20 protein-coding genes and 1 tRNA gene are annotated in these 17605 nt (G+C 62.4%); 15 read left to right on the forward strand and 6 right to left on the reverse strand.

Features of this window, described 5'->3' with window-relative positions; genetic code table 11:
- Positions 1-136 precede the first annotated feature (136 nt).
- Both RPMA_RS01475 and RPMA_RS01480 read right to left on the reverse strand, forming a co-directional pair.
- Entirely contained in the window at positions 137-1345 is a 1209-nt protein-coding gene (locus tag RPMA_RS01475; protein WP_211911170.1) for a CaiB/BaiF CoA transferase family protein, read from the reverse strand.
- Positions 1346-1608: 263 nt separating this feature from the next.
- Positions 1609-2034, reverse strand: coding sequence for an organic hydroperoxide resistance protein (locus RPMA_RS01480; protein WP_211911171.1), 426 nt, complete (start codon positions 2032-2034; stop codon positions 1609-1611).
- A 175-nt stretch (positions 2035-2209) separates the two neighbouring features.
- Here RPMA_RS01480 and RPMA_RS01485 point away from each other — a divergent pair, with 175 nt between their 5' ends.
- Positions 2210-2668, forward strand: coding sequence for a MarR family winged helix-turn-helix transcriptional regulator (locus tag RPMA_RS01485; RefSeq protein ID WP_211911172.1), 459 nt, complete (start codon positions 2210-2212; stop codon positions 2666-2668).
- Between the two features lie 7 nt (positions 2669-2675).
- Here RPMA_RS01485 and RPMA_RS01490 read toward each other — a convergent pair whose 3' ends face one another.
- From RPMA_RS01490 to RPMA_RS01500, 3 genes are all read right to left on the reverse strand, one after another.
- On the reverse strand, positions 2676-2912 hold the full coding sequence (locus tag RPMA_RS01490) for a GIY-YIG nuclease family protein (protein ID WP_211911173.1): 237 nt from the start codon (positions 2910-2912) through the stop codon (positions 2676-2678).
- Positions 2913-3118: 206 nt separating this feature from the next.
- Positions 3119-3194 (reverse strand) — tRNA-Ala (locus tag RPMA_RS01495).
- Between the two features lie 91 nt (positions 3195-3285).
- Complete coding sequence (locus RPMA_RS01500; RefSeq protein WP_211911174.1) at positions 3286-3687, reverse strand: TIGR02300 family protein; 402 nt, start codon at positions 3685-3687, stop codon at positions 3286-3288.
- Between the two features lie 149 nt (positions 3688-3836).
- Between RPMA_RS01500 and aroA the strand changes: the two genes are divergently transcribed.
- The 14 genes from aroA (at position 3837) to RPMA_RS01570 (ending at position 17100) form a co-directional block, all read left to right on the forward strand.
- On the forward strand, positions 3837-5198 hold the full coding sequence (gene aroA, locus RPMA_RS01505; RefSeq protein WP_211911175.1) for a 3-phosphoshikimate 1-carboxyvinyltransferase: 1362 nt from the start codon (positions 3837-3839) through the stop codon (positions 5196-5198).
- A 4-nt stretch (positions 5199-5202) separates the two neighbouring features.
- Positions 5203-5808 (forward strand): hypothetical protein, encoded by a 606-nt coding sequence (locus RPMA_RS01510; protein ID WP_211911176.1) that lies wholly within the window; start codon positions 5203-5205, stop codon positions 5806-5808.
- Positions 5786-6205 carry a hypothetical protein gene (locus RPMA_RS01515; RefSeq protein WP_211911177.1) on the forward strand — a complete coding sequence of 140 codons (420 nt, stop codon included), beginning with the start codon at positions 5786-5788 and terminating at the stop codon, positions 6203-6205. The genes RPMA_RS01510 and RPMA_RS01515 overlap by 23 nt, the downstream gene beginning before the upstream one ends.
- On the forward strand, positions 6202-6840 hold the full coding sequence (gene cmk / locus RPMA_RS01520; protein ID WP_211911178.1) for a (d)CMP kinase: 639 nt from the start codon (positions 6202-6204) through the stop codon (positions 6838-6840). Before RPMA_RS01515 ends, cmk begins: the two co-directional genes overlap by 4 nt.
- A 262-nt stretch (positions 6841-7102) precedes the next feature.
- On the forward strand, positions 7103-8803 hold the full coding sequence (gene rpsA, locus RPMA_RS01525; protein WP_211911179.1) for a 30S ribosomal protein S1: 1701 nt from the start codon (positions 7103-7105) through the stop codon (positions 8801-8803).
- Positions 8804-9071: 268 nt separating this feature from the next.
- On the forward strand, positions 9072-10046 hold the full coding sequence (sppA, locus tag RPMA_RS01530; protein WP_211911180.1) for a signal peptide peptidase SppA: 975 nt from the start codon (positions 9072-9074) through the stop codon (positions 10044-10046).
- A gap of 185 nt (positions 10047-10231) precedes the next feature.
- Positions 10232-10558 (forward strand): integration host factor subunit beta, encoded by a 327-nt coding sequence (locus tag RPMA_RS01535; RefSeq protein ID WP_211911181.1) that lies wholly within the window; start codon positions 10232-10234, stop codon positions 10556-10558.
- 113 nt (positions 10559-10671) lie between these two features.
- Positions 10672-11064: a LapA family protein gene (locus RPMA_RS01540; protein ID WP_211911182.1), complete on the forward strand. Its 393-nt coding sequence runs from the start codon at positions 10672-10674 to the stop codon at positions 11062-11064.
- 78 nt (positions 11065-11142) lie between these two features.
- Positions 11143-11796, forward strand: a complete 654-nt coding sequence (locus RPMA_RS01545) for a phosphoribosylanthranilate isomerase (RefSeq protein ID WP_211911183.1) — start codon at positions 11143-11145, stop codon at positions 11794-11796.
- Positions 11796-13013 carry a tryptophan synthase subunit beta gene (gene trpB, locus RPMA_RS01550; RefSeq protein WP_211911184.1) on the forward strand — a complete coding sequence of 406 codons (1218 nt, stop codon included), beginning with the start codon at positions 11796-11798 and terminating at the stop codon, positions 13011-13013. The genes RPMA_RS01545 and trpB overlap by 1 nt, the downstream gene beginning before the upstream one ends.
- Positions 13010-13846, forward strand: a complete 837-nt coding sequence (gene trpA / locus RPMA_RS01555) for a tryptophan synthase subunit alpha (RefSeq protein ID WP_211911185.1) — start codon at positions 13010-13012, stop codon at positions 13844-13846. Before trpB ends, trpA begins: the two co-directional genes overlap by 4 nt.
- A 105-nt stretch (positions 13847-13951) precedes the next feature.
- Positions 13952-14875: an acetyl-CoA carboxylase, carboxyltransferase subunit beta gene (gene accD, locus RPMA_RS01560; RefSeq protein ID WP_211911186.1), complete on the forward strand. Its 924-nt coding sequence runs from the start codon at positions 13952-13954 to the stop codon at positions 14873-14875.
- Positions 14872-16200: a bifunctional folylpolyglutamate synthase/dihydrofolate synthase gene (locus RPMA_RS01565; protein WP_249225510.1), complete on the forward strand. Its 1329-nt coding sequence runs from the start codon at positions 14872-14874 to the stop codon at positions 16198-16200. The genes accD and RPMA_RS01565 overlap by 4 nt, the downstream gene beginning before the upstream one ends.
- Positions 16201-16359: 159 nt before the next feature.
- Entirely contained in the window at positions 16360-17100 is a 741-nt protein-coding gene (locus tag RPMA_RS01570) for a metallophosphoesterase family protein (RefSeq protein ID WP_211911187.1), read from the forward strand.
- 176 nt (positions 17101-17276) lie between these two features.
- Here the strand turns inward: RPMA_RS01570 and trxA are convergent, their stop codons facing one another.
- A complete protein-coding gene (gene trxA / locus RPMA_RS01575; protein ID WP_211911188.1) occupies positions 17277-17597 on the reverse strand; it encodes a thioredoxin in 321 nt (106 codons plus the stop codon).
- Between the last annotated feature and the right edge of the window lie 8 nt (positions 17598-17605).

Here is a 17605-nt window from a genome sequence, read left to right on the forward strand (position 1 = left end):
CCGCAACAGAGCTGCGCCGGATGACGTGCATGCGACATTTTGACAGGGCGGATGCTAGGCGGGAAAGGGCAGCGTTGGGAAGCCGCAAAAAGTCGGAGAGAGGCGGGGCTGCGGATCACGCAGCCCCGCGGATTTGTTAGCGCTTGCGTTCGGAACCGCTCACAGTGCCCTTCGCAACGAGGTCCTTGATCTCGTCCGCCGAGTAACCGAACTCGGTGAGGATCTCGTCAAAATGCTCGTTGAACTTTGGCGGCACGCGACGCAGGCTTGCTTTGGTGCGATCAAAACGGACCGGTGAGGCAACGCCCTTGTACCAGTCCTTCTCGATGACATCGCCGCGATGTTTTGTGTGCGCATTGGCAAGCGCCTTGTCGATCGATTGCACGGGACCAGCGGGAAGGCCGGCGCCGAGCAGGCGTTCGCACAAGGGTGCAGAGTCATGCTGCGACAGGATCGCTTCGAGCTCAGCCCGCAACGCATCGCGATTCACGACGCGGTCGCGGTTGCGCGCAAAGCGTTCGTCGGTTCCGAGGTCGGGCTTGCCGAGTTCGCGGCACAGTTTTCGGAAGGTGCCGTCATTGCCGACGCCCATGAAAATGTTGCCGTCGCGCGCCTTGAACACGGCATAGGGCACCAGGTTCGGATGCTCGTTGCCGGTGAGGGCGGGCGGCTTGCCGCCATTGTAGAAGTAGTTCGACGTATGCGGATGCATGATCGCGAGGCCGGTCTCATACAGCGTCGCTTCCACGAACTGCCCGAGGCCGGATTTCGCACGCTCCTGCAGCGCCATCAGGATGCCGACACAGGCATAAAGGCCGGTGCACATGTCCACCAGCGCGACGCCGATACGCGTCGGGCCTGAGTCCTGCGAGCCGGTGGAGGCCATCAGGCCGACCATCGACTGGATGATGGCGTCATAGCCGGGATGGCCGCCATGCGGGCCATCGGCGCCGAAGCCGGAGATGCGGCAATGGATCAATTGCGGGAATTTCTCGCGCAAAAAGTCGTTGCCGATGCCCCATTTGTCGAGCGTGCCGGGCTTGAAGTTCTCGATCATCACGTCGGCATCGTCGAGCATGCGCATCAGCACCGCGCGTCCGCCCTCGGATGCGAGGTCGAGGCCGATGGAGCGCTTGTTGCGGTTGGCGCCGACGAAATAGGCTGCGTCCTCGTCGTGGAACGGGGGGCCCCAGTCGCGGGTCTCATCACCAGCCGGTGGTTCGACCTTGACGATATCAGCGCCGTGGTCGCCCAGGATCTGCGTGCAGTAGGGACCACCGAGCACACGCGACAGATCGATCACGCGCAGGCCGGCAATCGCGCCGGGGGCTACGGGTAAGCTCATTCAATCAGCCTTCTCTTGAGTGTCGTTGTTCTTATGCCAGAGAGCATCGTGAAGGCTGTCAGGGGTACCGGGGATCAGTGCATGCGGCAATGGGCGTGTGCGCGCAGCCGCTATGATCGTGAGTGCGAACGCAACTCCGCCTGTCATCCCCGCGAAAGCGGGGATCCAGTAAACACAGGTCTATGCGTTCGATCAGCTGCGCCGGTGTCTACTGGATCGCCCGGTCAAGCCGGGCGATGACAGCAGCATTTGCGGCTACCGCCTCACAAAATGACCGACCGCACCTCGATATTCCCGCGCGTGGCATTCGAATACGGGCAGACCTGGTGCGCCTTCTCGACCAGCGCTTCTGCCTCAGTGCGATCGAGGCCGGGCAACGAGATCGCGAGCTCCACATCGAGGCCGAAGCCGCCGGCCGAGCGCGGGCCGATACCCACAGTCGCCGTCACCGACACATCTGCCGGCACCTTCGGGCCGCCCTGCGAGCCCACGAACTTCATCGCGCCGATGAAGCAAGCCGAATAGCCCATGGCGAACAGCTGCTCGGGATTGTTGCCTTCGCCGCCGGCGCCGCCGAGTTCCTTCGGGGTGACGAGCTTGACGTCGAGCGAGCCGTCGGTGGTGGTAGCGCGGCCGTCGCGGCCGCCGGTTGCCTTGGCGCTGGTCTTGTAGAGAACGTTCACGGACATGGTGGTCTCCTTCGGTTGGGCGCTTGCGCGTCGTTGTTGATGCGATGAATAATGGTGTACAATTAGATTGTGCGCAATGCAAAAGCGCAGGCGCGCGATTATATTGTGCTCAACAGATCGTGAGCGGGCTTGGCGGGGCTGGCGCCGCGTGGCCAGATGGGCTCAGGAGATGATGATGGCGAAGAAACCGGCCCCGGCAGGCCTCCTGCAGCTCGATAATCAGATTTGCTTTGCGGTCTATTCCGCAGGCCATGCATTCAACCGTGTCTACAAGCCATTGCTGGACAAGCTCGGGCTGACCTATCCGCAATACCTGGCGATGCTGGTGCTGTGGGAGCGCGACAACGTGCCGGTGAAGGAGATCGGCGAGAAGCTGTTCCTCGATTCGGGCACGCTGACGCCGTTGCTGAAGCGGCTGGAGACAGCAGGCCTCGTGAAACGCACCCGCGGTGAAAAGGACGAGCGCACGGTGATCGTGACCCTCACACCGCAGGGCAAGGCGCTGCGGGACAAGGCCAACGCTGTGCCTCAGGGGATCCTCCGCGCCGCAGATTGCACGGTGGAAGAGATGGTGGCGATGAAGGACGAGATCGTCGCGCTCAGGGATCGATTGAACAAGGCGCTGGGCGAATAGGCAGCGGCTAAAGGCGCTTCTTTGCGAAGGCGCGGCCGGAGCCAGACTTCAAGTATCGCTCGAAAGCAAAAGCTCGCTTGGCGTCATCGAATGCGATGTATGTCTTGATTCGCCACGGTCGATATTTCGACGTATGCGGCACCTCGCCGGCATTGTGCTTGCTGAGCCGTCCCCGCAAATCATCGGCAATGCCGATGTAATGGTGCGCGAGATCGAGGCTTTCGAGAATGTAGACGTACTTCATCAGCGTGCGCCCACAGGCGCTAGAAGAACATCGACTGTTGGGAAGAGCTTACTCGATAGCGTGGAGCGCGGGAGCGAGAATCGGACATTGAACCGCCGAGGCCCGCTTACGCCCTGCGGGCTTCAGCGTGACATCCTTCGCTCGCTTCGCGTCCGATGGTGTGGAGATTGGCTTGCCGAGCCGAAGCTCGCGAAGCGAGCGAAGGATGGTGGAGCCAGGCGGGATCGAACCGCCGACCTCTTGCATGCCATGCAAGCGCTCTCCCAGCTGAGCTATGGCCCCGAAACCTGCGACGCACTGGGTGCGGCGTCGCGGGCAAACCCAAACCACATGTTCGGGCAGATCACAAGTCCTGTTGTCAGGTTCTTGTCACTTAACCTTCTTCATCGTTCGAATGATCGCCGATGATGTCGGTCACATCGTCATCACCTTCGTCTTCGTCGGGGATGAAGGTCGAATCGTCATCATCATCATCGACCGAATCGTCGGCTTCGATGTCGTCTTCGGATTCGAGGATGGCAGCCTTCTTGCCGGTGGTCTCTTCGGCATCGGCCTCCTCGAGGGACACCATTTCCTCGTTCTCGTTGGTCTCGTTCTCGTCCGTCGCATTCGCGGCCGAGGCGCGCTCTGCAGCGCGGCCACGGGTCGGCGCAATCGGAGCGATCGGCACCACCTCACCGGTATAAGGCGAAATCACCGGCGTCTTGTTGAGGTCGTAGAACTTCTTGCCCGTGGTTGGGCAAATGCGTTTGGTTCCGAGGTCGGATTTGGCCACGTGCAGGTGTCCTGGGGATTTCTTGAAAAACGGTGCTTCACTTGGCTAGTTGAGACGCGCATGTCAATAGCGCTTTGCACGTGAATGACGGGCGCGTGACGCGTCGTGGCCCGTATGCTACGAGCCCGCTTGCGCAAGGGAACAGTATTTTGAGCCATCCAGACACGTCCCAAGACACGTCCAAAGCCCGGCAGACGCCTCTCACATCGCGCAAATCAGGCGCTTTGCACGGCTCTGCGCGTGTGCCCGGCGACAAGTCGATTTCGCATCGCGCCCTCATTCTCGGCGCGCTGGCCGTCGGCGAAACCCGGATCACCGGCCTGCTCGAAGGCGAGGATGTGCTGAATACCGGCAAAGCCATGCAGGCGCTCGGCGCCAAGGTCGCGCGGACGGGTGATTTCGCTTGGAAGGTCAATGGCGTAGGCGTGGCGGGCTTCGCCGAGCCGAAGGCGCCACTGGATTTTGGCAATGCCGGAACCGGCTCTCGGCTGGTGATGGGCGCCGTCGCCGGCTGTCCGATTACCGTGACCTTCGACGGCGACGCCTCGCTGCGCAGCCGCCCGATGCGCCGCATCGTCGATCCCTTGGAGCTGATGGGCGCCAAGGTCATTGCCAGCCAGGAGGGCGGCCGGCTGCCGCTGACCCTGCAGGGCGCCCGCGATCCCCTCCCGATCGTCTACAAGACGCCGGTGGCCTCCGCGCAGATCAAGTCAGCCGTGCTGCTGGCCGGCCTGTCGGCTCCCGGTACCACCACGGTGATCGAGACCGAGGCCAGCCGTGACCATACCGAGCTGATGCTCAAACATTTCGGCGCCGAGATCGTCTCCGAGAAGGAAGGCGCCCATGGCCGCAAGATCACGCTCACAGGCCAGCCCGAACTGAAGGGCGCCGATGTCGTGGTGCCGGCTGATCCGTCCTCCGCCGCTTTCCCGATGGTGGCGGCGCTGATCACCCCGGGCTCGGAGATCGAGCTGACCGACGTGATGACTAATCCGCTCCGCACCGGCCTGTTCACGACGCTGCGCGAGATGGGAGCGGATATCGAAGAGCTGGACATTCGCGGCGATGCCGGCGAGCCCATGGCCAAATTCCGCGTCAAGACGTCGAAGTTGAAGGGCGTCGAAGTGCCGCCGGAACGTGCGCCGTCGATGATCGACGAATATCTGGTGTTGGCAGTGGCCGCGTCTTTCGCAGAAGGCACCACGATCATGCGCGGGTTGCAGGAATTGCGCGTCAAGGAATCCGATCGCCTGGAGGCCACCGCCGCGATGATCCGCGTCAATGGCGTCAAGGCCGAGATCGTCGGCGATGATCTGATCGTCCACGGCACCGGCAAAGTGCCCGGCGGCGGCACGGTATCCACCCACATGGATCACCGCATCGCCATGTCGGCCCTCGTCATGGGCTGCGCGTCGGACGCGCCCGTCACCATCGACGACACGACCTTCATCGCCACCAGCTTCCCCGATTTCATCCCGATGATGCGCCGTCTGGGCGCGGATTTCGCGTAACGCCATGACGACAGGCTTCGACCGCGATGCCTTGCTGGACGCCTTCGACGAGATTGGGCGGGCAGCGGTCGCGGCCGGAACGAAGCTGCAGATCGCTGTGTATGGCGGCTCGGCATTAATGCTGGCGAGCAATTTTCGCTTCGCGACGGAAGACGTCGATATCGCGGAGATTGGTAAAGTCTGGCCGGATTGGCTGCTCGCGGTGGCGGAGCGAATTGCCGTTCAACGCGGCTGGTCCCGTGATTGGCTGAATGAAGGTGTTGCGTTTCATCTCAGCTCGCTGGCGACCCATGCTGGCGATCATCTCGAATTCGGGACTTTTCCGCGTGGCGGCTCAGCGCCCGGACTTGCTGTCTCGGTTCCGACGGCTGAATATCTGTTGGCATTGAAATTGAAAGCGATGCGGGTAACCGACGTTCTGCGCGGCGATACAGAACGCCTCGACATTTTGAATTTGATGGATGTCGTCGGCATCGAAGCAGCCGATCAGGCGATCGCATTGCTGGCGAAGTATTTTCCGATCAGTGCTGCCTCGTCGGAAAAGCAGCGCTTCTTGCTGAAAAACATGAGCCGCGAAGGAAAGAGCGATGCGCCCAAATACCCTCGCTGAGGCGGTCGATCGGATTCGATCCGGAACGGCACAGGACGTCGCATTGGCCGAGTTCGTCGATCATTTCGATCTCGCTACGACCAGTGATGCGCGTTACGCCAGTCTGGCGGATGAGCCGGCGCTCGGCCGCGACCCGAAGCTTGACGCATTGGCAGGAGCGATTGCGGAATATCTCGCCAAGCAGTATCGCCTCGGACAGGTGCCGAGCTGGGCATCCGGACCGTCGCGTCGGTTGGACGAGCCTTGGTTCACGGCAACCGGTTCGACCGATGCCATGCGCGAATACCTCACCTTCGCGAGCCCGGCCGAATTCGCGTCCCGCAACATCTTCACCGAGGAGCGCCCGCTGCGGCGCGCCCGTTCTGAGCTGACACACGAAAGTTCCACTTCGACATGATCATCGCCATCGACGGACCCGCCGCATCTGGAAAAGGCACGCTCGGCAAGCGCCTGGCGAAGCATTATGGCTACCGTCATCTCGATACCGGCGTGCTTTATCGCGCGGTCGGTTTTGCGCTGATCGAGCGCGGGATCGATCTCAACAACGAGATCGAGGCCGTGCATGCCGCCGAGAGCCTCGATCCCGAGCATTTCGGGAACCCGGCGCTCAAGACCCAGCAGGCCGGCGACGCTGCCTCCATCGTTTCAGCCTTCCCGCGTGTCCGCGAAGCCCTGCTCAACTTCCAGCGCCATTTCGCTGAGGAACCGCCCGGCGCCGTGCTCGACGGCCGCGACATCGGAACCGTGATCTGCCCGGATGCCGACGTGAAGATCTATGTCGTGGCCGATCCCGTCGTCCGCGCCCGCCGGCGCACGCTGGAGGCCAAGGGGCGCGGCGAGGCGGCGGATGAGGCGCTAGTCCTGGCCGACATCCTCAAGCGCGACGAGCGCGACCAGAACCGCCCTGTGGCGCCTTTAAAGCCTGCAGAAGATGCATACTTGCTGGATAATTCCAATTTGGATATAGAAGGCGGCGTCCGGGCCGCCATCGACATTGTCGAGGCCGTCCGAGCGGGCCGGCAGCGGGTCTGATCGATCTCTCTTTCCGAGGGGCATCAAGGCGAAACCGCAGCCGTCATTGGAGGAGCGCCCGCTCCCGGTCTCGAGCTGCGATACGCTCTTTTCTGGTCCCGGATACCAAGCTGACAATACGCATCATTTGCGAAGGCATCCTGCCGGCCCGTTTTTGCACCTCCATGCAAAGCGGTCGCCAGAGGTTGCGGACCTTTGGCCCTTTGCTCTCGTTGCGCCCCTTAACCCGAACGGCCGGCAAGATACCGCATCTGGAGAACAAATGGCTTCGATTGATTCCTACAATCCCTCGCGTGACGATTTCGCCGCGATGCTCGACGAGTCCTTCTCGGGCGGCAACCTTCAGGAAAGCTCGGTCATCAAGGGCCGTGTGGTTGCGATTGAAAAGGACATGGCCGTCATCGACGTCGGCCTGAAGACCGAAGGCCGTGTGGCGCTGCGCGAATTCGCCGGCCCGGGCCGTGATAGCGAATTGAAGGTCGGCGACGAAGTTGAGGTGTTCCTCGACCGGATCGAAAACGCGCTCGGCGAAGCCGTGCTGTCGCGTGACAAGGCCCGCCGTGAAGAAAGCTGGGGCAAGCTCGAAAAGGCGTTCAACGCCAACGAGAAGGTCAACGGCGTTATCTTCAACCAGGTTAAGGGTGGCTTCACCGTCGATCTCGACGGCGCCGTGGCCTTCCTGCCGCGCTCGCAGGTCGACATCCGTCCGATCCGCGACGTTGCTCCGCTGATGAACAACTCGCAGCCGTTCCAGATCCTCAAGATGGACCGTCGCCGCGGCAATATCGTCGTGTCGCGTCGTACCGTTCTCGAAGAGACCCGCGCCGAACAGCGCCAGGAACTCGTCCAGAACCTCGAAGAGGGTCAGGTCATTGACGGCGTCGTCAAGAACATCACCGATTACGGTGCGTTCGTTGACCTCGGCGGCATCGACGGCCTGCTGCACGTCACCGACATCGCATGGCGTCGCGTCAACCATCCGACCGAAGTGCTCACCATCGGTCAGACGGTCAAGGTCAAGATCATCAAGATCAACCACGAGACCCACCGTATCTCGCTCGGCATGAAGCAGCTGCTCGACGATCCGTGGCAGGGCATCGAGGCGAAGTACCCGCTGAACGCACGTTTCTCGGGTCGCGTCACCAACATCACCGACTACGGCGCATTCGTCGAACTGGAGCCGGGCATCGAAGGCCTGATCCACGTCTCGGAAATGTCGTGGACCAAGAAGAACATGCACCCCGGCAAGATCGTTTCGACCTCGCAGGAAGTCGAAGTGCAGGTGCTCGAAGTCGACAGCGTCAAGCGTCGTATTTCGCTCGGTCTCAAGCAGACCATGCGCAATCCGTGGGAAGTGTTCGTCGAGAAGTTCCCGGTCGGCGCCACCGTCGAAGGCGAAGTCAAGAACAAGACCGAATTCGGTCTGTTCCTGGGTCTCGATGGCGACGTGGACGGCATGGTCCATCTGTCGGATCTCGACTGGAAGCAGCCGGGTGAACAGGTCATCGACAACTTCAAGAAGGGCGACATGGTCAAGGCCATCGTCCTCGATGTGGATGTCGAGAAGGAGCGCATCTCGCTTGGCGTCAAGCAGCTCGAAGGCGACCCCTTCGCAGAGCCGGGCGACGTCAAGAAGGGCGCTGTCGTGACCTGCGAAGTCATCGACGTGAAGGACTCGGGTATCGACGTCCAGATCGCCGGCACCGACTTCACCACCTTCATCAAGCGCTCGGAACTCGCGCGTGACCGCAACGACCAGCGCGCTGAGCGTTTCGCCGTTGGCGAGAAGGTCGATGCCCGCGTGATCCAGTTCGACAAGAAGGCCCGCAAGGTCCAGGTGTCGATCAAAGCGCTCGAAGTGGCCGAAGAGAAGGAAGCGATCGCACAGTATGGTTCGTCCGATTCGGGCGCGACCCTGGGTGACATCCTCGGCAAGGCCCTCAAGCAGGGCGGCGACAAGTAAGTTTCGACTTACCTGTGCAACAAATCGGGGCTCCGGCATTGCCGGGGCCCTTTTTGTTTGGGCTCAGGCCGTAGCCCGCATGAAGCGCAGCGTAATGCGGGGATGTCGAGTTGGTTGAAACGCCGGTCCCCGGATTGCGCTTCGCTCCATCCGGGCTACGCGTCACCTTGTTTTCTTCATATTGCCTCGCAATTGAGGTAATCCAGAAACCCCAAGTAAAGGCTGCGCAGACGACAGATGCAGCCCCGCTGATGTTCAGGAGCCCCGCATGTCGCTTGATTCCGATGTGATCGTCGATCGCCGCAGGCTGCGTCGCAAGCTGACCTTTTGGCGGACAATCGCGGTGCTGGTCGCCGTGGTCGCCATCGTCGCCGGCGGCCTCTATGCGACGCGCTCGGGCACGCAGACATCGTCCGGCGCCATCGCCCGCATCAAGATCGAGGGGCTGATCCAAAGCAACAACGAGCGCATCGAGGCGCTGGAGCGATTGGAGAAGTCGTCGGCTGCCGCGGTCATCGTGCAGATCAATTCGCCTGGCGGCACCGTCGCCGGTTCCGAGCAGCTTTACGATGCGCTGGTCCGCCTGAAGGCGAAGAAGCCGATGATCGTGATGGTCGAAGGTGTCGCCGCCTCCGGCGCCTATATCGCCGCTCTCGCTTCCGACCAGATCGTCGCGCGGCAGACCTCGATGGTCGGCTCCATCGGCGTGCTGGTGCAGTTTCCCGTGCTCAGCGGCTTGATGAAGACTGTCGGCGTGAGGCTTGAGGAAGTGAAATCCTCGCCGCTGAAGGCCGCGCCGAACGGCATCGACGAGCCCTCGCCGGAAGCACGTGCCGCGCTGGAGGCGCTGATCAAGGATAACTACACCTGGTTCCGCGGCCTCGTGCAGAACCGCCGCGCCATGGATGAAGCGCAGATCGAGAAAGTGGCCGATGGCCGCGTTTTCACCGGCCGTCAGGCGATCGGCCTCAAGCTGATCGATCAGGTCGGCGACGAGAAAACCGCGGTGGCCTGGCTGGTGGCTGAAAAGAAGATCAAGAGCGACCTGCCGGTGCGGGACTACAAGCTGTCGCCGAAATTGGGTGACCTTACATTCCTGCGCGCGGCGACGTCGATCACGCTGAATGCAGTGGGTCTGTCCTCCATCGCGCGCCAGGTGGAGCAGGGCGGCTTTGCGCAAGCCATCGATGGTATGGGCCTGGACGGGATGCTGGCGCTATGGCGTCCGGTCTCGCTGAACTGAGATTGAATCCAGAAGATGTCGCGCCAAGAGGTCGCAACCCGCCGCTCTGCGCTGCGGGGATGCGGCCAAGCGTCTTTTAGAGCGATTGTCACGCACTTTCCGGGCCGTCATCAGTCATTTAGCGACTTGACAGCTCAAGGCTTTTTCACGGAAATGCATCCTCCAATTCAGAACCCAACGTCTCGATGATCAAATCCGAACTCGTCCAACGCATTGCTGAACACAACCCGCATCTGTACCAGCGGGATGTGGAGAACATCGTGAATGCGATCCTCGACGAAATCGTCGCAGCGCTCGCGCGCGGTGATCGTGTCGAGCTGCGCGGTTTTGGCGCTTTCTCCGTGAAGCATCGTCCTGCACGTGCGGGACGCAATCCGCGCACCGGCGAGCATGTCCCGGTCGATCAGAAGAGCGTTCCGTTCTTCAAGACCGGCAAGGAAATGCGCGAGCGGCTGAACCGCGATCCGTCTGCGCCGGAGCCGGCTCAGGCCTCGGAAGCCAGCGCGTCGTAAGCCAGCGAATTGTAAGCGGGTTCCGCGATCTTCGGATGAGTTGCCGCGATGACTGGGGCGGTCCCGTTACTGCTTCGCCTCGGTTCTGCTTCACTGTTACGTGAGAGATGTCGATGCGCAAATTCCTCACGGCTCTGGTCGTCATTCCCCTTGCCATTCTCCTGGTCGTCTTTGCCGTCGCCAATCGTCACCTGGTGACGGTCTCGTTCGATCCTTTCAACAGCAGCGATCCCTCGATCGGTGCGACGCTGCCGCTCTTCGTCGTCCTGATCGTGGTCGCCATTCTCGGCGTGTTCGCGGGTGGCATCGCCACCTGGATCCGGCAGCGCCACTGGCGCCGCGCCGCCCGCCAGCATGAGGCCGATGCGCGCCGCGCGAAGTCCGAACTGGCCGATCTGCGGGCCGAAGTCGCCACCACGCGCAATGCGGCCCAGAGGGCGCCCCTGGCCCTGTCTGGACCCGGTTATGCCGCGGGCGAGCGAGACAAGGCCGGCGCGACGTTGTAGAACCCGCCCGGTTGCGCGCCATTGCCGGCGCCGGCCTGACCGTTTCATCTTTTCCCGTTCGCAGCGGCTTTTGAGAGCATGCCCCTGACCGTCAAAATTTGCGGCCTGTCCACGCCGGAGACGCTCGATGCGGCTCTGGTCGCTGGCGCCGATATGGTCGGCTTCGTGTTCTTCCCGCCGTCGCCCCGTCACGTCTCGCTCGATGTCGCCGAGAAGCTCGGCCGTCAGGTCAAGAAGGCCGTGAAGGTCGCGCTCTCGGTGGATGCCGACGATGCGCTGCTCGCCAACAGCATCGAGGCGCTGCGTCCGCAGATCCTGCAGCTGCATGGCAAGGAAAGTGTCGCGCGCATTCGGGACATCAAGCAGAAATTCGGCCTGCCGGTGATGAAGGCCATCGCCGTCGAGACCGCAGCCGATCTCGCAGCGCTCCCCGGCTATGCCGCTGTCTGCGATCGCATTCTGTTCGACGCGAAGGCCCCGAAGGATGCGACGCGACCGGGTGGCCTCGGTGCAGTCTTTGACTGGCACTTGCTCGAAGGGCTCGATCTCAAATTGCCCTTCATGGTGTCGGGTGGTTTGAACGAAGAGAATGTCGCTGAAGCCGTGCGGATCACGCGCGCCGGCGGTGTCGATATTTCGTCCGGCGTGGAAAGCGCGCCGGGCATCAAGGATCCCGACATGATCCGCAATTTCATCCGCGCCGCGCGCGCAACGGAAGAGCTGGCGACCTGATGACAACTGCCATCCCAAACTCCTATCGGACCGGCCCCGACGAGACCGGCCATTTCGGCATCTTCGGCGGTCGCTTCGTCGCCGAAACCCTGATGCCGCTAATCCTCGATCTGCAGAAGGCCTATGAAGATGCGAAGGCCGATCCTGCCTTCCGCAAGGAGATGGACGGTTATCTCAAGGCCTATGTCGGCCGCCCGTCGCCGCTGTATCTGGCGGAGCGCCTCACCGAGCATCTTGGTGGCGCAAAAATCTATCTGAAGCGCGAAGAGCTCAACCACACCGGTTCGCACAAGGTCAACAATGTGCTCGGCCAGATCATGGTCGCGCGCCGCATGGGCAAGAAGCGCATCATCGCCGAAACCGGCGCCGGCCAGCATGGCGTGGCGACGGCGACGCTCTGCGCGCGCTTCGGCCTGGAATGCATCGTCTATATGGGCGCGGTGGACGTCGAACGGCAGCAACCCAATGTGATCCGCATGGAAATGCTCGGCGCCAAGGTGGTGCCGGTGCAGGTCGGTGCGCGCACGCTGAAGGACGCCATGAACGAGGCGATGCGCGATTGGGTGACCAATGTGCACAACACGTTCTATTGCATCGGCACCGTCGCCGGCCCGCATCCCTATCCGATGATGGTGCGCGACTTCCAGTCGATCATCGGCGACGAGACCAAGGTTCAGATGCAGGAGATCGAAGGCCGCCTGCCGGATTCGCTGATCGCCTGCATCGGCGGCGGCTCCAATGCGATGGGCCTGTTTCATCCGTTCCTTGATGACACGTCCGTCGATATCTACGGTGTCGAAGCCGCCGGCCACGGCCTCACCGGCCTGCATGCCGCGTCGATCGCGGGCGGTCGTCCCGGCGTGCTGCATGGCAACCGCACCTATCTCTTGATGGATGAAGACGGCCAGATCCAGGAAGGCCATTCGATCTCGGCTGGTCTCGATTATCCCGGCATCGGCCCGGAGCATTCCTGGCTGCATTCCATCGGTCGTGTGAAATATCTCTCCGCGACGGACGAGGAAGCATTGGCGGCATTCCAGCTGCTGTCGAAACTCGAAGGCATCATCCCGGCACTCGAGCCGGCGCATGCCTTGGCCAAGGTCAGTGAACTCGCGCCAAAACTGCCGAAGGATCACCTGATGGTCGTCAACCTCTCCGGCCGCGGCGACAAGGACGTCCCGCAGGTGGGTGATATTTTGAAGGGCCGCCAGTCGTGACCACCCGCATCGATACCCGTTTCGCCGAACTCAAAGCCGAAGGCCGTTCGGCTTTTGTGACTTTCGTCATGGCCGGCGATCCCGATCTCGCGACCGCGCTGGAGATCGTCAAGGCGCTGCCGAAGGCTGGTGCCGATATCATCGAGCTCGGCATGCCCTTCACCGATCCGATGGCCGATGGCCCATCGATCCAGGCGGCGGGCTTGCGCGCGCTGCAGGCCGGCATGACGCTGCGCAAGACGCTGCAGCTGGTGCGCGACTTCCGCAAGACCGACGACAAGACGCCCATCGTGCTGATGGGCTACTACAATCCGATCTATATCTACGGCGTCGACAAGTTCCTGCCCGATGCCAAGGAAGCCGGCGTCGATGGTCTGATCATCGTCGATTTGCCGCCGGAAGAAGACAACGAGCTCTGCATCCCCGCGATGAAGGCCGGTCTCAACTTCATCCGCCTCGCGACGCCGACCACGGACGACAAGCGCTTGCCGGCCGTGCTCGCGAACACCTCGGGCTTTGTCTATTACGTCTCCGTCACCGGCATCACTGGCGCGGCCGCTGCCGATGCATCCGTGGTCGGCACTGCGGTGGCGCGCATCAAGCGCCATACCAAGCTGCCGGTCTGCGTCGGCTTCGGTATTCGCACCCCGGAAGCCGCGAAGGCGATCGCCAGCCATGCCAATGGCGCAGTGGTCGGTACGGCGCTGATCGACGCCCTCAAGGGCTCGCTGGACGCGGACGGCAAGGCGACGGCAAAGACGGTGTCTGCCGTCGCAGACCTCACTGCAGCGCTGGCCGCAGGCGTCCGCGGCGCAAAACAGGCCGCAGAATAAGCTGAATTTCCCCGTATTGGGGACGAACCGCGGTTGCCGGGCATGGCCCGGGCCGCCATATGAATACCAAATGCGACGCTCGATCCACGCGACGCGGAGACTGATATGAACTGGCTCACCAATGTCGTCCGTCCGAAAATCCGCAACATTCTGCGGCGCGAGACGCCGGAGAATCTCTGGATCAAATGTCCGGATACCGGCCAGCTCGTGTTCTACAAGGACGTCGAGAGCAACCAGTTCGTCATTCCCGGCTCGAACTATCACATGCGCATGGGCGCCACCGCGCGCCTGAAGTCGGTGTTCGACAACGAGACCTGGTACGACGTGGCGCTGCCCGACGTGGTCGCCGATCCGCTCAAGTTTCGCGACGAGCGCAAATATGTCGATCGCATCAAGGATGCCCGCACCAAGACCGGCATGGTCGATTCCGTGAAGGTCGGTTACGGCAAGATGGAAGGCATGGGCACCGTGGTGGCCGTGCAGGACTTCGATTTTATGGGTGGCTCGCTCGGCATGGCTGCCGGCGAAGCGCTGGTCCGCGGCCTCGAACTCGCGGTCGAAAAGAAATCGCCCTTTATCGTCTTCGCGGCCTCCGGCGGCGCGCGTATGCAGGAAGGCATTCTGTCGCTGATGCAGCTGCCGCGCACCACCGTGGGCGTGCAGATGCTGCGCGAAGCCAAGCTGCCTTACATCGTCGTGCTCACCAATCCGACCACCGGTGGCGTCACCGCGTCCTATGCGATGCTCGGTGACATCCAGATCGCCGAGCCCGGCGCGCTGATCGGTTTTGCCGGCGCCCGCGTCATCGAACAGACCATCCGTGAGAAGCTGCCCGAAGGTTTCCAGCGCGCCGAATATCTGCGCGATCACGGCATGGTGGACATGGTCGTGCATCGCCATGATCTGAAGCCGACCCTGGCGCGCCTCTGCCGCCTGCTGATGAAGGCACCGGCTCAGGAAGCAGCTCCGCGCGTGCTGCCCGAGCAGATCGCCGTGGCGCCCGACGCGGTGCCGGCCCCGCAAGCGTGAGCCAGACCGCGCCGACATCGTCGCCGCTTGGCGAGATTTTGGCGCGACTGTCGTCGTTGCATCCGAACACGATCGACCTGTCGCTGGAGCGGATGCAGCGCCTGATGGCGCAGCTCGGCAATCCCGAGCGCCGATTGCCGCCGGTGATCCATGTCGCCGGCACCAATGGCAAGGGCTCGACCATCGCGTATCTGCGCGCGATCCTTGAGGCCGCCGGCCTGGGCGTTCACGTCTATACCTCGCCGCATCTCGTCCGCATGAATGAGAGCATCCGTCTCGGCGGCATGCTGGTGAGCGATGACGACCTCCGCGATGCCTTCGCCTATGTGGAAGCCGTCAATGCCGGCGCGCCGATCACGCTGTTCGAGGCGGAGACGGCGGTGGCGTTCCACATCTTCGCCAGCCATCCTGCCGATGTGCTGTTGCTCGAAGTCGGCCTCGGCGGCCGGCTCGATGCCACCAATGTGATCGAGGCGCCGATCGCCTCCGTCATCACGCCCATCGCTATCGATCACACGGATTTTCTGGGCGACACCATCGCGAAGATCGCAGCGGAAAAAGCCGGCATCATCAAGCGCCGCGCGCCAGTGATCATCGCCGAACAAATCCCCGACGTGGCCGCCGTTCTCGAAGGCGAAGCGCGCAGGCAACATGCACCAACCCACAGCGCCGGACAGGAATGGCACATCAGCGTCGAGCGTGGCCGTCTCGTCTACCAGGACGATCGCGGGTTGATGGATCTCGCCGCGCCGCGTCTGTTCGGGCATCATCAGTTCGGCAATGCCGGTCTTGCCATCGCGACATTGCGTGCACTCCCGCAATTCAAGTTCGATCCCGCGGTCTATGAGCACGGCGTTGCCAGCGCCGAGTGGCCCGCGCGCATGCAGCGGCTCACCTCCGGCAAACTGCTATCACTCGCACCCGATGAGTCCGAGCTCTGGCTCGATGGGGGCCACAATGCCGAAGGCGGGCGCGTCATTGCCGAAGCGCTCGGTGATCTCGAAGAGCGCGTGCCGCGACCCCTCGTGGTGATCGTCGGCATGATGGGCAACAAGGATGCGACTGGCTTTCTCGCCAATTTCGCGGGTCTCACGCGCCACATCATCGCAGTGCCGATTCCTGATCGCGCGGGTGTCATGCCGGTTGAAAAACTCGTCGATGCCGGCCGCGCGCTCGGCATGCGTGTGGAGACGGCGGAGAGCGCCAGCGCCGCGCTGCAGTCGCTGCGGCGGCTGGCCTATGAAGTGCCGCCACGCGTGCTGATATCAGGCTCGCTCTATCTCGCCGGCCATGTGCTTGCGGAGAACGGCACGCTGCCGGTGTAGCTCCCGTAGCCCGGATGGAGCGAAGCGCAATCCGGAGACCGGCGCTTCAACATGCTGCCGGTCCCTGCGTTGCGCTGCGCTCCATGCAGGCTACGATTTCTCGCTCCACGGCACGCTCCATGCATGTAGTGTTCCCAACTATCTTTGGGAGAAGGCAAAATGCGTTTCGCTGTTCTTGCCGATGTTCATGGCAACTATCTCGCCCTCGAAGCCGTGCTTGCTGACATCAAAAGGCAGGGCGTCACCGAAATCGTCAATCTCGGCGACATGGTCTCCGGCCCGATGGACGCCCATCGCACGGTCGAGCTCATGATGGGCATGAATGCCGTCTGCGTGCGCGGCAATCACGATCGTTATGTCACCGACTGGACGTTGGACGAGATGTATCCGTCGGATCGTCTCGCGCACAGTCAACTCACACCGGCGCAGATGGACTGGCTGCGCGCATTGCCCCACAGCGCGATCTATCGCGATGAGGTCTATTGCGTGCACGCCACGCCGGATGACGACAACACCTACTGGATGGAAGCCGTAACACCAGAGGGCGTGGTGCATATGGCTGCGATCGAGGACATCGAGGCGAAAGCGGCGGGCATCCCGCAATCGCTGATCCTCTGCGCGCACACGCATATCGCGCGCTCGATTCGCCTTCGCGATGGTCGCATGATCGTCAATCCCGGCAGCGTCGGCGGCCCCGGCTACCGCGATGTCGTGCCATATCCGCATGCGCTCGAAGTCGGCACGCCCGATGCGTGCTATGCGATCGTTGAAAAGCGGGACGGGCGCTGGGACGTGACGTTTCGGCAGGTGCCGTATGATCACGAGAAGATGGCCGCGCTGGCGCGCAAGAATGAGCGCGCGGAATGGGCGAATGCGCTGGCGACGGGGTGGATCAGGTAGTCCATACCCGTCTGTCGTTGCCCGGCTTGACCGGGCAACCCAGTACACATCGCTGTGACTGAGTTTACTGGGTCACCCGGTCAAGCCGGGTGACGACAAGCGGGGTTAAAACCGCAAATAAAAACGGCCGGCGAGTCACCTCACCGGCCGTTCTTCAAACTCATATCACCCGTGGCTTACACCGCCGACGAAATCCACTGCTGCAGCTTCGCCTTCGGGGCGGCGCCGACCTGGCGGGAGGCCATTTCGCCGCCCTTGAAGATCATCAGCGTCGGGATCGACATCACGCCATATTTCGAAGCGGTCTTAGGATTCTCGTCGACATTCAGCTTCACGATGGTGACCTTCTCGCCCATGGCGGCGGAGATCTCGTCGAGGGCCGGCGCAATCATGCGGCAGGGGCCGCACCATTCGGCCCAGAAATCGACGACCACCGGGCCCGTCGCGCCGAGCACTGCGGTTTCGAAATCGGCGTCTGAAACCTTGCCAACACCCATGGTCTTAT

The sequence above is a fragment of the Tardiphaga alba genome (assembly GCF_018279705.1).
GTDB classification, from domain to species: Bacteria; Pseudomonadota; Alphaproteobacteria; order Rhizobiales; family Xanthobacteraceae; genus Tardiphaga; species Tardiphaga alba.

Bases quoted from the DNA above. Each gene is read 5' to 3' on its own strand.
- cmk (WP_211911178.1), top strand. From the start codon at position 6,202: ATGATCATCGCCATCGACGGACCCGCCGCATCTGGAAAAGGCACGCTC.
- RPMA_RS01480 (WP_211911171.1), bottom strand. From the start codon at position 2,034: ATGTCCGTGAACGTTCTCTACAAGACCAGCGCCAAGGCAACCGGCGGC.
- trpB (WP_211911184.1), top strand. From the start codon at position 11,796: ATGACAACTGCCATCCCAAACTCCTATCGGACCGGCCCCGACGAGACC.
- RPMA_RS01535 (WP_211911181.1), top strand. From the start codon at position 10,232: ATGATCAAATCCGAACTCGTCCAACGCATTGCTGAACACAACCCGCAT.
- RPMA_RS01570 (WP_211911187.1), top strand. From the start codon at position 16,360: ATGCGTTTCGCTGTTCTTGCCGATGTTCATGGCAACTATCTCGCCCTC.
- RPMA_RS01540 (WP_211911182.1), top strand. From the start codon at position 10,672: ATGCGCAAATTCCTCACGGCTCTGGTCGTCATTCCCCTTGCCATTCTC.
- RPMA_RS01515 (WP_211911177.1), top strand. From the start codon at position 5,786: ATGCGCCCAAATACCCTCGCTGAGGCGGTCGATCGGATTCGATCCGGA.
- RPMA_RS01545 (WP_211911183.1), top strand. From the start codon at position 11,143: ATGCCCCTGACCGTCAAAATTTGCGGCCTGTCCACGCCGGAGACGCTC.
- RPMA_RS01485 (WP_211911172.1), top strand. From the start codon at position 2,210: ATGGCGAAGAAACCGGCCCCGGCAGGCCTCCTGCAGCTCGATAATCAG.
- RPMA_RS01475 (WP_211911170.1), bottom strand. From the start codon at position 1,345: ATGAGCTTACCCGTAGCCCCCGGCGCGATTGCCGGCCTGCGCGTGATC.
- accD (WP_211911186.1), top strand. From the start codon at position 13,952: ATGAACTGGCTCACCAATGTCGTCCGTCCGAAAATCCGCAACATTCTG.
- trxA (WP_211911188.1), bottom strand. From the start codon at position 17,597: ATGGGTGTTGGCAAGGTTTCAGACGCCGATTTCGAAACCGCAGTGCTC.
- RPMA_RS01490 (WP_211911173.1), bottom strand. From the start codon at position 2,912: ATGAAGTACGTCTACATTCTCGAAAGCCTCGATCTCGCGCACCATTAC.
- RPMA_RS01510 (WP_211911176.1), top strand. From the start codon at position 5,203: ATGACGACAGGCTTCGACCGCGATGCCTTGCTGGACGCCTTCGACGAG.
- rpsA (WP_211911179.1), top strand. From the start codon at position 7,103: ATGGCTTCGATTGATTCCTACAATCCCTCGCGTGACGATTTCGCCGCG.
- sppA (WP_211911180.1), top strand. From the start codon at position 9,072: ATGTCGCTTGATTCCGATGTGATCGTCGATCGCCGCAGGCTGCGTCGC.